The sequence below is a fragment of the Enterobacter sp. Ag1 genome, from assembly GCA_000277545.1.
GTDB lineage: Bacteria > Pseudomonadota > Gammaproteobacteria > Enterobacterales > Enterobacteriaceae > Cedecea.
Window position 1 is genome coordinate 1 of the sequence record AKXM01000047.1, and the last position, 13,509, is coordinate 13,509.

Annotated in this window: 9 protein-coding genes; 6 read left to right on the forward strand and 3 right to left on the reverse strand. The window is 57.0% G+C overall.

Annotation, left to right across the window (positions count from 1 at the left end; all coding sequences use genetic code 11):
* Positions 1–66 precede the first annotated feature (66 nt).
* The 3 genes from dksA to thpR all read right to left on the reverse strand — a co-directional run bounded on the left by dksA (position 67) and on the right by thpR (position 1,958).
* On the reverse strand, positions 67–522 hold the full coding sequence (gene dksA / locus A936_RS18220) for an RNA polymerase-binding protein DksA (RefSeq protein ID WP_008460361.1): 456 nt from the start codon (positions 520–522) through the stop codon (positions 67–69).
* A 191-nt stretch (positions 523–713) separates the two neighbouring features.
* Positions 714–1,418 carry a DNA/RNA nuclease SfsA gene (sfsA, locus tag A936_RS18225; RefSeq protein WP_008460362.1) on the reverse strand — a complete coding sequence of 235 codons (705 nt, stop codon included), beginning with the start codon at positions 1,416–1,418 and terminating at the stop codon, positions 714–716.
* Positions 1,419–1,958: an RNA 2',3'-cyclic phosphodiesterase gene (thpR, locus tag A936_RS18230; RefSeq protein WP_008460365.1), complete on the reverse strand. Its 540-nt coding sequence runs from the start codon at positions 1,956–1,958 to the stop codon at positions 1,419–1,421.
* A gap of 73 nt (positions 1,959–2,031) precedes the next feature.
* On the opposite strand from thpR, the gene hrpB reads away from it, so the two are divergent.
* The 6 genes from hrpB to fhuB all read left to right on the forward strand — a co-directional run bounded on the left by hrpB (position 2,032) and on the right by fhuB (position 13,389).
* Positions 2,032–4,467, forward strand: coding sequence for an ATP-dependent helicase HrpB (gene hrpB, locus A936_RS18235; protein WP_008460367.1), 2,436 nt, complete (start codon positions 2,032–2,034; stop codon positions 4,465–4,467).
* A 149-nt stretch (positions 4,468–4,616) separates the two neighbouring features.
* Positions 4,617–7,175, forward strand: a complete 2,559-nt coding sequence (mrcB, locus tag A936_RS18240; RefSeq protein WP_008460368.1) for a bifunctional glycosyl transferase/transpeptidase — start codon at positions 4,617–4,619, stop codon at positions 7,173–7,175.
* Positions 7,176–7,430: 255 nt separating this feature from the next.
* Complete coding sequence (fhuA, locus tag A936_RS18245) at positions 7,431–9,668, forward strand: ferrichrome porin FhuA (protein ID WP_008460369.1); 2,238 nt, start codon at positions 7,431–7,433, stop codon at positions 9,666–9,668.
* 48 nt (positions 9,669–9,716) lie between these two features.
* The gene (gene fhuC / locus A936_RS18250; protein WP_008460370.1) at positions 9,717–10,514 is read left to right on the forward strand and encodes a Fe3+-hydroxamate ABC transporter ATP-binding protein FhuC; all 798 of its coding nucleotides are present in this window, start codon (positions 9,717–9,719) and stop codon (positions 10,512–10,514) included.
* A complete protein-coding gene (gene fhuD / locus A936_RS18255; protein WP_008460374.1) occupies positions 10,514–11,416 on the forward strand; it encodes a Fe(3+)-hydroxamate ABC transporter substrate-binding protein FhuD in 903 nt (300 codons plus the stop codon). Before fhuC ends, fhuD begins: the two co-directional genes overlap by 1 nt.
* Positions 11,413–13,389, forward strand: a complete 1,977-nt coding sequence (gene fhuB, locus A936_RS18260; protein WP_008460376.1) for a Fe(3+)-hydroxamate ABC transporter permease FhuB — start codon at positions 11,413–11,415, stop codon at positions 13,387–13,389. The genes fhuD and fhuB overlap by 4 nt, the downstream gene beginning before the upstream one ends.
* Positions 13,390–13,509: the final 120 nt, after the last annotated feature.

The following is a 13,509-nucleotide window of genomic DNA, read 5'->3' on the forward strand; positions in this document are numbered from 1 at the left end:
GGGGTGAAATAAAGTAATGTGGCGGGAGAGTCTCCCGCCATAGAGGTTTGGCATTTCCGAGGGCCGTTAGCCGGCCATCTGTTTTTCGCGGATTTCTGCCAACGTTTTGCAGTCGATACACAAATCAGCGGTCGGACGTGCTTCAAGGCGACGAATACCGATTTCTACACCACAGGATTCGCAGTAGCCGAAATCTTCGTCTTCCACTTTCTTGAGCGTTTTTTCGATCTTTTTGATCAGTTTGCGTTCACGATCGCGGTTACGCAGTTCGAGGCTGAACTCTTCTTCCTGGGCCGCACGGTCTACCGGGTCCGGGAAGTTAGCCGCTTCATCCTGCATGTGCGAAACGGTGCGATCTACCTCGTCCCTGAGCTGATTACGCCATGCTTCAAGAATAAGCTTGAAGTGCGACAGCTGGGCTTCGTTCATGTACTCTTCGCCCGTTTTCTCCTGGTATGGCTCCACCCCAGCGATGGCGAGAATACTCAGGGACGACGTTTTACGCTTTTGCCCTTCTTGCATGTTGCTTCTCCTTAACACGCACTTATCGGTCCCCTGTCGGGGTAAAATCAGGCCGCTATAAATAGCAGATGCTTTTCAGGTTGGCAATTATATAAACTCCTCTCTTGACAACCGTGTGAAGAAAAGCTTATTTGCGAAACGACCCGACTATAAAAAAGACAATACGTTATCTGTCCTTAACCAGATGCTGATTATAAATAGACAGGCAACGGCGTAGTTAGAGTGATCCTCTCGGCAGAAAGTTCTGCTTTCCAGGCGATAATTTCAACCCCACACTGCTGTGCCTCGGTTAACAGCCGCGCATATTTCTCATCAATGTGGCGGTCTGGCGAGACGCTATTTATAGCAGAATGTAAAACCGCAAACAGTAGCACCGCGCGCTCTCCTTGCTGAACCACATTCATCAACTCTCTTAAATGCTTCTGGCCCCGCAGGCTAACAGCATCGGGAAAATAGCCTTTATCCTGCTGGAGCAACGTGACTGATTTCACTTCAATATAGCAGTTAACCTTGTTACTCGCTTGTAACATAAAGTCAATTCTGCTGCGTTCTTCACCGTATTTTACTTCGGCCTGAAGGCTGTCATAGCCCGCCAGTTGTGTCGGAGGATATGTCGTCAGCATCTCTCTGACCAGAGTGTTTGCTCGTAACGTATTGACGCAAATTATCTCACCCTTTTGTGTTTGAGTAAGCTCCCATGTATGGGGGTATTTGCGCGTTGGGCTGGCCGATGTGGAATACCAAACCGTGTCGCCCGGCGTGGCACAGCCTGTCATTGCTCCGGTATTGGGGCAATGCAGCGTCATGGTTTCGCCGTTGGCGGTTACAACGTCCGCCAGAAAGCGTTTATAGCGTTTAATTAGCGTGGCGGGCTGCAGCGCGGGTGAAAACTCCATCTACTCTTCCTTATTAGTGAGCGACCAGCGCTCCAGCGCCTGATAGCGGGTTCTACCCTGTTCAAAAACGGACTCGTACAGCGAAAATTCATTCACCTGAAATTGCCAGCTAAAGCCCGGGGCGGGGATCGCCACGGAGCGTATGGCATTGCGATAAAGCGTCACGTGGGGATGAAACGGCTGCGGAGACTGATAGCAGCCGCTGCGAGCGGCCTGGGAGCGTAGCATATTGGCCAGTTGCAGCAGGCCGCGCGGAGCCTGGCGTGGCCCCAGCCAGACGACGCTTGAGCGAAGCCATTGCCCGGCATCGTCCAGGCGCAGCGTAAAGCCGGGCTGGTTAATTCTTCCGGCGAGGCGACACAGTGCCTGGCGTTTTTCTTCGGAGACCTTCCCCAAAAACGCCAGCGTGAGGTGCAGATTGGCCGCGACTACCGGTCGGCCAGCATCCGCCGGGAACTGGGCGGCTCGCCAGTGAATGATTTGCTGCTGAACCTCGGACGGTAACGTCAGGGCAAAAAACAGGCGTCGATTTTCGGCCATGCTTGTCTCTCGGTTATGGTTTGGCGGGATGCTACAATGCGCGACTGCCGATGTTAACCCTTTGGAGCCATTTGTGTCCTCATTACCGGTTGCGGCCGTACTGCCGGAAGTGCTGAAAGCGCTCGAGTACGCCCCGCAAGTATTGCTCAATGCCCCTACCGGCGCAGGTAAATCTACCTGGCTGCCGCTGCAAATCCTTCAGCAGAGTAAGCTGGAAGGCCGCATTCTGCTGCTTGAACCTCGTCGCCTTGCCGCCCGCAATGTTGCTCAGCGGCTGGCCGAATTATTGAGTGAGAAACCGGGTGAAACTGTCGGCTACCGGATGCGAGCTGACAGCTGTGTGGGGCCAAACACCCGGCTTGAGGTGGTGACCGAAGGGATTCTAACGCGGCTTATCCAACAGGATCCCGAGCTCAACGGTATTGGGCTTGTGATCCTCGATGAATTTCACGAGCGCAGTTTACAGGCCGATCTCGCCCTGGCGCTGCTGCTGGACGTGCAGGCCGGGCTTCGCGATGACCTTAAAATTCTGATTATGTCGGCGACGCTGGACAACCAGCGTCTGCAGCAATGCCTGCCGGATGCACCGGTGATTACCTCTGAAGGTCGTGCTTTCCCGGTTGAGCGCCGCTACATGGCTTTGCCAGCGCATCAGCGCTTTGATGACGCAGTTGCCGCTGCCGTGGCCGGGCTGCTGCGTGAAGAGTCAGGATCGCTGCTGCTGTTTTTACCCGGCGTGGGTGAAATTCAGCGTGTACAGGAACAACTCAAAGAGCGAGTGCCGAGCGATGTTCAGCTTTGCCCGCTGTACGGCGCTTTACCTCTGAGCGAGCAGCGTAAAGCGATTCTGCCCGCTGCGGCAGGAACCCGAAAAGTAGTGCTGGCGACTAACATTGCTGAAACCAGTTTGACCATTGAAGGTATCCGCCTGGTGGTGGATGCAGCGCAGGAGCGCGTCGCTCGCTTTGACGCTCGTACCGGGCTGACCCGGCTGGTCACTCAGCGTGTGAGTCAAGCCTCAATGACCCAGCGGGCCGGACGCGCCGGGCGTCTGGAGCCGGGTATATGCCTGCATCTGATCGCCGCCGACCAGGCCGAACGTGCGGCGGCCCAGAGCGAACCGGAAATCTTACAAAGCGATTTATCCGGCCTGTTGCTGGAGCTATTGCAATGGGGCAGCCAGGACGTGCGCCAGCTAACCTGGCTTGATGCGCCGCCGGAGGTCAACCTGGCGGCAGCTCAACGTCTGCTACGTCAGCTAGGGGCCGTTGACGAGCAGCAACGCCTGACGGCAGAAGGGCAAAAAATGGCGAAAATGGGTAACGATCCGCGTCTTGCCTCAATGCTGGTGACGGCCAAAACGCCGGATGAGCAGGCCACAGCCGCGTGGCTGGCGGCAATCCTGGAGGAACCGCCGCGTACTCAGGGCGGCGGCGATTTGCGGTCACTTTTCGACAGCAGGAACGGTAACTGGCGGCAGCGCGCCGCTCAGCTGCTGAAAAGAATAAATGCCCGAAGCGGGGAGCCGGATATCTCGCTAGCCATGCCGCTGTTGGCAAGCGGGTTTAGCGACCGTATCGCCCGGCGGCGCGGGGCAGAAGGTCGCTATCAGTTAGCCAACGGCATGGGTGCGATGCTGGAGCAGGATGACGCCATGACGCGGCATGAATGGATGATAGCGCCGCTTTTGCTGCAGGGCAGCCAGTCGCCGGATGCCCGCATCCTGCTGGCGCTGCCGCTGGATGTTGAAGAGCTTGTCGTTCGTATCCCGCATCTGCTGACGGAAAGTGATTCGGTGGAGTGGGATGAAGAGCGGGGGGCGTTAAAAGCCTGGCGGCGGCGTCAGATCGGCAAATTAGTGGTGAAAACTCAGCTGCTAGCGAAGCCTTCCGAAGAGGAAATGCAGCAGGCGATTTTAAACGGCATTCGTGAACGCGGGCTGGGCCTGCTGGAGTGGTCCGTTCCAGCCCAGCAGCTGCGGTTGCGCCTGAGCTGCGCGGCTCGCTGGCTGCCGGAGCAGAAATGGCCTGCGGTGGACGATGACTCCCTGCTGGCAAAGCTCGAAGACTGGCTGCTGCCGGAAATGCGCGGCGTGCATTCGCTACGTGCGTTGAAAAATATCGACCTTAGCCGGGCGCTGGGCAACTTGCTTGACTGGCCAATGCGTCAACGGCTGGATAGTGCCCTGCCAACTCATTACACTGTGCCGACCGGAAGCCAGATTGCGATTCGCTATGACAGCGAAAATCCGCCGGTACTGGCGGTGCGTATTCAGGAAATGTTTGGTGAAGCACAGACGCCTTGCATCGCCGAGGGGCGCGTTCCGCTGGTGCTTGAGCTATTATCTCCGGCGCAGCGGCCGTTGCAGATCACCCGTGATTTAACGGCGTTCTGGAACGGGGCCTGGCGCGAAGTGCAAAAAGAGATGAAGGGACGTTACCCGAAGCACGTCTGGCCGGACGATCCGGCGAATACTGCCCCGACGCGCCGGACGAAAAAGTATTCCTGATACCTTCTTCCAATGGGAGAGGGAGCAAGCATGAAAAGGCATTCTTGAAAAGAATGTCCGGTTGTTTTTTTTGAGAGATTTCTTCTTTCGTATTACGCGGAAGAACGGAGAATCGGGCCTTTGCGCCTGAACTTTTGTGGAGAAGATGCATGGCGGGGAATGACCGCGAGCCTATTGGACGTAAAGGAAAACCAACGCGTCCGGCGAAAGAGAAGGTGAGCCGTCGTCGACTCAAGGAAGAGGAGTATGACGACGAGTACGAAGACGATGATTACGAGGACGAAGAACCTATGCCGCCGCGGAAAGGAAAAGGTAAGGGGAAAGGCTCGGGCCGCCCGTCGAAAAAACGCCGTTTCTTCTGGCTGTTGGTGAAGCTGGCGATCATCTTCTTTGTGGTGCTGGTTATTTACGGCGTGTACCTCGATCAGCAGATCCGCAGCCGCATTGACGGCAAAGTCTGGCAGCTTCCGGCGGCGGTCTATGGCCGCATGGTAAACCTTGAGCCAGATATGCCTTACAGCAAAGCGGAGATGGTGAAGCTGCTGGAAGCGACGCAGTACCGGCAGGTGTCGAGCATGACGCGCCCGGGCGAGTTCACCGTGCAGGGGAACAACATCGAGCTGATTCGCCGCCCGTTTGACTTCCCGGACGGTAAAGAAGGGCAGATTCGCGCTCGCCTGGTGTTCGACGGTGGCCATCTGGAATCTATCCAGAACATGGATAATAACCGCAGCTTCGGTATCTTCCGCCTCGACCCGCGGCTGATCACCATGCTTTCTTCGCCAAACGGTGAGCAGCGCCTGTTCGTGCCGCGTTCCGGCTTCCCGGATCTGCTGGTGGACACGCTGATTGCTACCGAAGACCGCCATTTCTATGAGCACGACGGGATCAGCATTTACTCTATTGGCCGCGCCGTTGTCGCTAACCTGACGGCCGGGCGAGCGGTGCAGGGCGGCAGTACGCTGACTCAGCAGCTGGTGAAAAACCTCTTCCTGAGCAACCAGCGTACGCTGTGGCGTAAAGCCAACGAAGCCTACATGGCGCTGATCATGGATGCTCGCTACGACAAAGATCGCATTCTTGAGCTGTATCTGAACGAGGTGTATCTCGGCCAGAGCGGCGACGATCAGATTCGTGGCTTCCCGCTGGCCAGCCTGTATTACTTCGGCCGCCCGGTGGAAGAGCTTAGCCTCGACCAGCAGGCGCTGTTGGTAGGTATGGTGAAAGGGGCATCGCTGTATAACCCATGGCGAAATCCGAAGCTGGCGCTTGAACGTCGTAATCTGGTCCTGCGCCTGCTGCAGGAACAGAAAGTTATCGATCAGGAGCTGTACGACATGTTGAGCGCGCGTCCTCTGGGCGTGCAGCCTCGCGGCGGCGTGATTTCGCCACAGCCAGCCTTTATGCAGATGGTGCGTCAGGAGCTTCAGGATAAGCTGGGCGACAAGGTGAAAGACCTGTCCGGCGTGAAGATCTTCACCACCTTTGACTCCGTGTCTCAGGATGCGGCAGAAAAAGCAGTGACCGAAGGCGTTCCGGTGCTGCGTGCTTCCCGTAAGCTGAACGACCTGGAAGCGGCGATGGTCATTGTTGACCGCTTTACCGGTGAAGTTCGCGCGGTCGTGGGCGGCGCTGAACCGCAGTTTGCGGGCTTTAACCGTGCGCTGCAGGCTCGTCGCTCCATTGGCTCGCTGGCAAAACCGGCCACTTATCTGACGGCGTTGAGCCAGCCGGATAAGTTCCGCCTGAACACCTGGCTTGCCGATGCCCCGATTGGCATCAAACTGTCGAATGGCCAGGTCTGGTCACCGCAGAACGATAACCACCAGTACAGCGGGCAAGTGATGCTGGTGGATGCGCTGACGCGTTCGATGAACGTGCCAACCGTAAACCTGGGGATGACACTGGGCCTGCCGGCCATTACCGATACCTGGACCAAGCTTGGGGTACCCAAAGACCAGCTTAATCCGGTGCCGGCGATGATTCTGGGGGCGCTGAACCTGACGCCTATTCAGGTTGCGCAGGCGTTCCAGACGATTGCCAGCGGCGGGAACCGCGCCACGCTTTCCGCGCTGCGGTCGGTGATTGCTGAAGACGGCACCGTGCTGTATCAGAGCTTCCCACAGGCGGAGCAGGCGGTGCCTGCGCAGGCTGCTTATCTGACGCTGTTTGGTATGCAGCAGGTGGTGGCTCGCGGTACAGGCCGTGCGCTGGGCGGGAAATACCCGAACCTGCATCTGGCCGGGAAAACGGGGACCACCAACAACAACGTGGATACCTGGTTTGCCGGCGTTGATGGCCGTGAAGTGACCATTACCTGGGTAGGACGTGATAACAACCAGCCAACCAAGCTGTACGGTGCCAGCGGCGCAATGTCGCTGTATCAGCGTTATCTGTCAAACCAGTCGCCGATCCCGCTGGATCTGACCCAGCCGGAAGATATCGTGGACATGGGCGTCAACGGCGCGGGTTACTTCATGTGTAGCGGCGGTGGTGACCGTGTGCTGCCTGTCTGGACGACGAACCCGAGCGCGCTTTGCCAGCAAAGTCAGCAGGAAGAGCAGTCGGCTAATCCATTCAGCCAGGCGCCAGCAGGCCAGCAGCCGCAGCAACAACCGCAGCAGCAGCCTCAGCAGCAACAGCCCGCTCAGGAACAGAAGAGCGACGGCGTTGCCGGCTGGATTAAGGACATGTTCGGCAGCAATTAAGCCTCGCTTCACTTACAAACCTCTCCCTAACCGGGGGAGGTTTTTTTTTGCTTTTTTGTCCGCCATAACGCGTTTCTTATCTTAAATTTCACGCCCAATTAACACCACATAAACCATCTGGTTATTTCTTATTCCCTTAATAAGCCTGAGGGTGTGAGGCGCTTGCTATGCAGCCAGCGTTTCGTCTATTATCCTGCGGGCATAATAATAATTATCGTTTACGTTATCATTTACCACTTCACCAGAGAAAATATCATGGCGCGTTCACTCCCAGGTCAGCCAGCCAAAAACCCTGTCCGTAAGCTTGCCCTGTTTGTGGCGGCGGCGGTGGGCACCGTCAGCGTTAATAGCTTCGCGGCGGACACCGGCACGACCAAAAAAGAAGACACTATCACCGTTTCAGCCGCCGCAGTGCCTGCCGAAAGCGCATGGGGGCCATCGCCAACCATCGCCGCTAAACGCAGCGCCACGGCGACCAAAACCGATACCCCCATTGAAAAGACCCCGCAGTCTATTTCGGTGGTGACCAGCGAAGAGATGCAGATGCATCAATTCCAGTCTGTGAAAGAAGCGCTGGGCTACACGCCGGGCGTAACGGTTAGCAGCCGTGGTGCTTCCAATACCTACGACTTTGTCATTATCCGTGGTTTTTCATCCGTGGGCCTGAATCAGAATAACTATCTGGATGGCCTGAAAATGCAGGGTGATTTCTATAACGACGCGGTCATTGACCCTTATATGCTGGAGCGCGTGGAGCTGATGCGCGGTCCAACTTCCGTGCTGTACGGCAAAAGCAGCCCGGGCGGTATTGTGAATATGGTCAGCAAGCGACCGACTACCGAGCCGCTGCATGAAATTCAGTTCAAAATGGGCACGGACAACCTGTATCAGACAGGCTTTGACTTCAGCGATGCCCTGGATGATGCGGGTGTTTATTCTTATCGCCTGACCGGCGTTGCGCGCTCTAATAACGAGCAGCAGGATAATGCCAAACAGAAGCGTTATGCCATTGCACCCTCTTTCTCATGGCGTCCTGACGACAAGACAAACTTCACCTTCCTGTCTTACTTCCAGAATGAGCCTGATACAGGCTATTACGGCTGGCTGCCGAAAGAAGGTACCGTTCAACCGTTGCCAAACGGTGGGCGTCTGTCTACCAGCTTCAACGAAGCGGCAACTAACAATAGCTATTCCCGTAACCAGAAAATGGTGGGCTATAGCTTTGAACATGGTTTCGACGACACCTTTACCGTGCGTCAAAACCTGCGTTTCTCTGAAATGAAAGTTGCTCAACAAAGCGCTTATGGTACCGGGCTGTGCAACAACAGCATGAATGCTTTCAATGTCTACTGTCAGGCACTGACTGCAGAGCAAAAAGCTCACTATTTAGGGCGTGGTACCGTTGTTGATAATGAACGTCTGCAAAACTTTAGCGTAGATACTCAGCTACAGAGTAAATTTGCAACCGGAGCTATCGATCACACGCTGTTAACCGGTGTGGATTATATGCGCATGCGTAATGACATTAGCGCTCTGTTCGGTAATGCACCTGCCCTCGATCTAAACAATCTGCCCTCAATGAGCGATGTCGATTTTGGCAGCGCTGTGCCTTACCAGATGAACGAAAGTAAGCAAACGGGTCTTTACGTGCAGGATCAGGCGGAGTGGAACAAGTGGGTGATGACGCTGGGTGGACGCTATGACTGGTCTAAACAGGCAACCACAGTTCGCAGTGATAACGGTTATATAGACCGTAATGATCACCAGTTTACCTGGCGCGGTGGAGTTAACTACCTGTTCGACAACGGAATCTCTCCGTACTTCAGCTACAGCCAATCCTTTGAGCCGAACGCGTTCAGTCTCTACAGCACACCTCGTGTGGCCTATCAGCCATCCAAAGGTGAGCAGTATGAAGCTGGTGTGAAATATGTGCCTAAGGATATGCCGATCGTTGTGACGGGTGCAGTTTATCAGTTGACGAAAACCGATACCCTGATGACTGATCCGACGAACGCTCTGAATCAGGTTCCGGCGGGCGAAGTCCGTGCGCGTGGCGTAGAGCTGGAAGCGAAGGCGGCGTTGAACGCCAACATTAACGTGACGGCTTCCTACACATACACCGATGCGCAGTACACTAAAGACACGACCCTTCAGGGCAATAGCCCGGTTCAGGTTCCTAAACATATGGCTTCCCTGTGGGGGGATTACACCTTCAACAGCGGCATCCTGAGTGGCCTGACGCTGGGGACTGGTGGACGCTTTATCGGCTCCAGCTACGGTGACCCGGCTAACACCTTCAAGGTGGGCAGCGCTGCGGTTATGGATGCGGTCGTGAAGTATGACCTCGGTCGCTTCGGCCTGAACGGCTCCAGCATTGCGGTCAACGTGAATAACCTGCTTGACCGTGAATACGTTGCCAGTTGCTTCGACACCTACGGTTGCTTCTGGGGCGCTGAGCGTCAGGTGGTTGCTACCGCGACCTTCCGCTTCTAACTTGTCTCCCGGGCACGGTTCGCCGTGCCCTTCACTAAGATGGCTACCATGCAGGATAAACAGCTTCATCCCGACACGACTTTTAGCCTCACTGATGTCACGTTTCGCGTGCCTGGCCGCACGCTACTCCATCCGCTGTCTATCACCTTCCCGGTGGGCAAAGTCACTGGCCTGATTGGCCATAACGGCTCCGGTAAATCGACGCTGCTGAAAATGCTGGGTCGCCACCAGAAACCTTCTGAGGGTGAAATTCTGCTGAACTCACAGCCGCTGGACAGCTGGGGCAGTAAAGCTTTTGCCCGGCAGGTGGCCTATCTTCCCCAGCAGCTTCCTGCCGCTGAGGGTATGACGGTGCGTGAGCTGGTGGCGATTGGCCGTTACCCGTGGCATGGGGCGTTAGGGCGCTTTGGCGTGGCTGACCGTGAGCTGGTGGATGAGGCAATCAGTCTGGTAGGGCTGAAGCCGTTTGCGCATCGTCTGGTGGACAGCCTGTCCGGCGGCGAGCGCCAGCGGGCATGGATCGCCATGCTGGTGGCGCAGGATAGCCGCTGCCTGCTGCTGGATGAGCCGACGTCTGCGCTGGATATCGCTCATCAGGTGGACGTGCTGGCGCTGATCCATCGCCTTAGTCAGGAGCGCGGCCTGACGGTGGTTGCCGTTCTGCACGACATTAATATGGCTGCGCGGTACTGCGACAATCTGGTGGCGCTACGCGGTGGCGAAATGATCGCGCAAGGGACGCCGGAAGCCTTAATGCAAAGTGATACGCTGGAGCATATCTACGGTATTCCGATGGGCATCCTGCCGCACCCGGCGGGGGCTGCGCCGGTGAGTTTTGTTTATTGATGAGCCGTATGAATGACTTTATTTTAACCCGTCGCCGCCTTTTGGCGGCGATGGCGCTTTCACCGCTGCTGCTAAAATTACCTGCCGCGCAGGCGGCGGTGCCGGATGCAAAACGCATCATCGCCCTGGAATGGCTGCCCGTTGAGCTGATGATGGCGCTCGGCGTCACGCCGATGGCCGTCGCCGACATCCCTAATTACCAAATCTGGGTGAACGAACCTAAGCTGCCGGAAGGCGTGATTGATGTTGGCCTGCGCACCGAACCTAACCTCGAGCTGATGGCGCAGCTAAAACCATCGCTGATTCTCTATTCTGCGGGCTACGGCCCTTCGCCGGAAAAAATCACCCGTATCGCCCCTGGGCTTGGGTTCAATTTTAACGATGGCTCCGGCAAGCCGCTGGATATTGCGCGTAAATCGCTCATTCAACTGGGGGATACGCTGGGTATGCAGCAGGCCGCCAGTCGGCATCTGGCCGAATTTGATGCGTTTATTGCCAGCATGAAGCCTCGCTTTGCCGCGCGCGGCAACCGTCCAGTGCTGCTGATGTCATTTTTGGATAATCGCCATGCGCTGGTGGTGGGCAAGCACAGCTTGTTCGAGCAGGTGATGGATTTGCTGGGGGTGAAGAATGCCTGGCAAGAAGAAACGAACTTCTGGGGGACGGCGGTCGTTGGGATTGAACGCCTGGCGGTGATAAAAGACGCCGATGTGCTGTGCTTCGACCATAAAAACGAAGCGGTGGCCCGCCAGGTGACGGCCACGCCGCTGTGGAAAGCGATGCCGTTTATCCGCCAGAACCGTTTTCAGCAAGTTCCCGCCGTCTGGCTTTATGGCACGACCATGTCGGCTATGCACTTTGCCCGCGTGTTGGACGACGGCCTGAGGAGCCTGGCTCGATGAGACGTCACGTTATTTTCCCCGCCAGCCTGCTGCTGGTGCTGTTTGTTTGTGCGCTGTGGCTGACGCTGCATAACATGCATGGCGTCTTACCCTCTTCGCAGTGGCGCAGTGCTTTTATCCAGCCGGACATCGACAATGTTCAACAGATGCTGTTTCACTTCAGTCTGCTGCCGCGTCTCGCAATATCGCTGTTGGTTGGTGCCGGGCTGGGTCTCGTCGGCGTGCTGTTCCAGCAGGTGCTGCGCAATCCTCTGGCGGAGCCGACAACGCTTGGTGTAGCCAGCGGGGCTCAGCTTGGCGTCACGGTTGCTACGCTTTGGGTGCTGCCGCTGGCTGCCCAGCCGTTTGCGGCGCTGATTGGTGCGGCGGTCGTTGGCCTGCTTGTTTTTGGCGTCGCCTGGGGCAAGCGGATGTCGCCGGTCACGCTGATTCTTGCGGGCCTGGTGCTGAGTCTTTATTGCGGGGCGGTCAACCAACTGCTGGCAATCTTCCACCATGACCAGCTGCAGAATATGTTCCTGTGGAGCACTGGATCGCTCAATCAGCAGGACTGGAGCAGCGTTGAGAGTCTGTGGCCACGCCTGCTGGGCGGCCTGCTGCTAACGCTGCTGCTGCTGCGTCCGTTGACGCTGATGGGACTGGATGATGGCGTGGCGCGTAATCTGGGCCTCGCGCTTTCGCTGGTCAGGCTGGTGACGCTGGCGCTGGCGATTGTGATCAGTGCTCAGCTGGTTAATGCGGTCGGGATCGTTGGTTTTATCGGGCTGTTTGCGCCGCTGCTGGCAAAAATGCTGGGGGCTCGGCGCCTGGTTGCTCGTTTGTGCCTGGCTCCGCTCATTGGGGCGCTGATTCTCTGGCTGTCTGACCAGGTGGTAGTTTGGCTTTCCAGCGTGTGGGGTGAAGTCTCTACCGGGACGGTCACTGCGCTGATTGGCGCACCTATCCTGCTGTGGCTGCTGCCTCGTCTGCGTACCAGCGGTGCGCCGTCCATGAGCGCCGGAGATCATGTTCAGGCTGAACGCCAGCGTGTGCTGCTTTGGGTGGCCACGGGACTTGGCATTCTGCTGCTGGTGATTGCCGCCGCGCTGGCACTGGGGCGTGACGCACACGGCTGGCGATGGTTAAGTGGTGCGCTCTTTGACGATGTGCTGCCGTGGCGCTGGCCGCGCGTTATGGCGGCTTTGACCGCAGGCGTGATGCTGGCGGTTGCGGGCTGCCTTATCCAGCGGTTAACCGGCAACGCGATGGCAAGTCCGGAAGTCTTGGGTATTAGCTCCGGCGCGGCCTTCGGCGTGGTGTTGATGCTGTTTATTGTGCCGGGGAACGCGTTTGTCTGGCTGTTGCCGTCGGGCAGTCTTGGTGCGGCGGTAACGCTGCTGATCATCATGATGGCTGCCGGACGAGGCGGGTTTTCTCCTCAGCGTATGCTGTTGGCCGGGATGGCGCTCAGCACCGCCTTTACCATGCTACTGATGATGCTGATGGCAAGCGGCGATCCGCGTATGGCGACGCTGCTGACCTGGATTTCTGGCTCGACGTATAACGTTACAGGCGAGCAGGCAGTCAGAACGTTGGGTGTCATGGTTGGGCTGTTAGCCATCACGCCGCTACTGCGCCGCTGGCTGGTAATTTTACCGCTGGGCGGTGCCACCGCACGGGCAGTGGGAATGGCGTTAACACCATCGCGCTTTGCGCTGCTGTTGCTGGCGGCAACGCTTACCGCCACGGCGACGTTAATCGTCGGCCCGCTGAGTTTTGTCGGGCTGATGGCGCCACATATTGCTCGCATGCTTGGCTTCCGCAGGGCAATGCCGCAGATAGCGATGGCCGGGATTTTTGGCGGGATGTTAATGATTCTGGCGGACTGGTGCGGCAGGATGATTCTTTTCCCGAATCAGGTGCCGGCGGGGCTGCTGGCAACATTTATCGGTGCGCCTTATTTCGTTTATTTGCTGAGAAAGCAGGGGCGGTAACCCCTCACCCTAACCCTCTCCCCATGTACAGTCCGGGGACATGGTAGACAGGTGTTCGCAGACATGGTGAACACTTTTTAACATCCTTTACCCATGGTGATCGACTTATTCTTCAGGTCG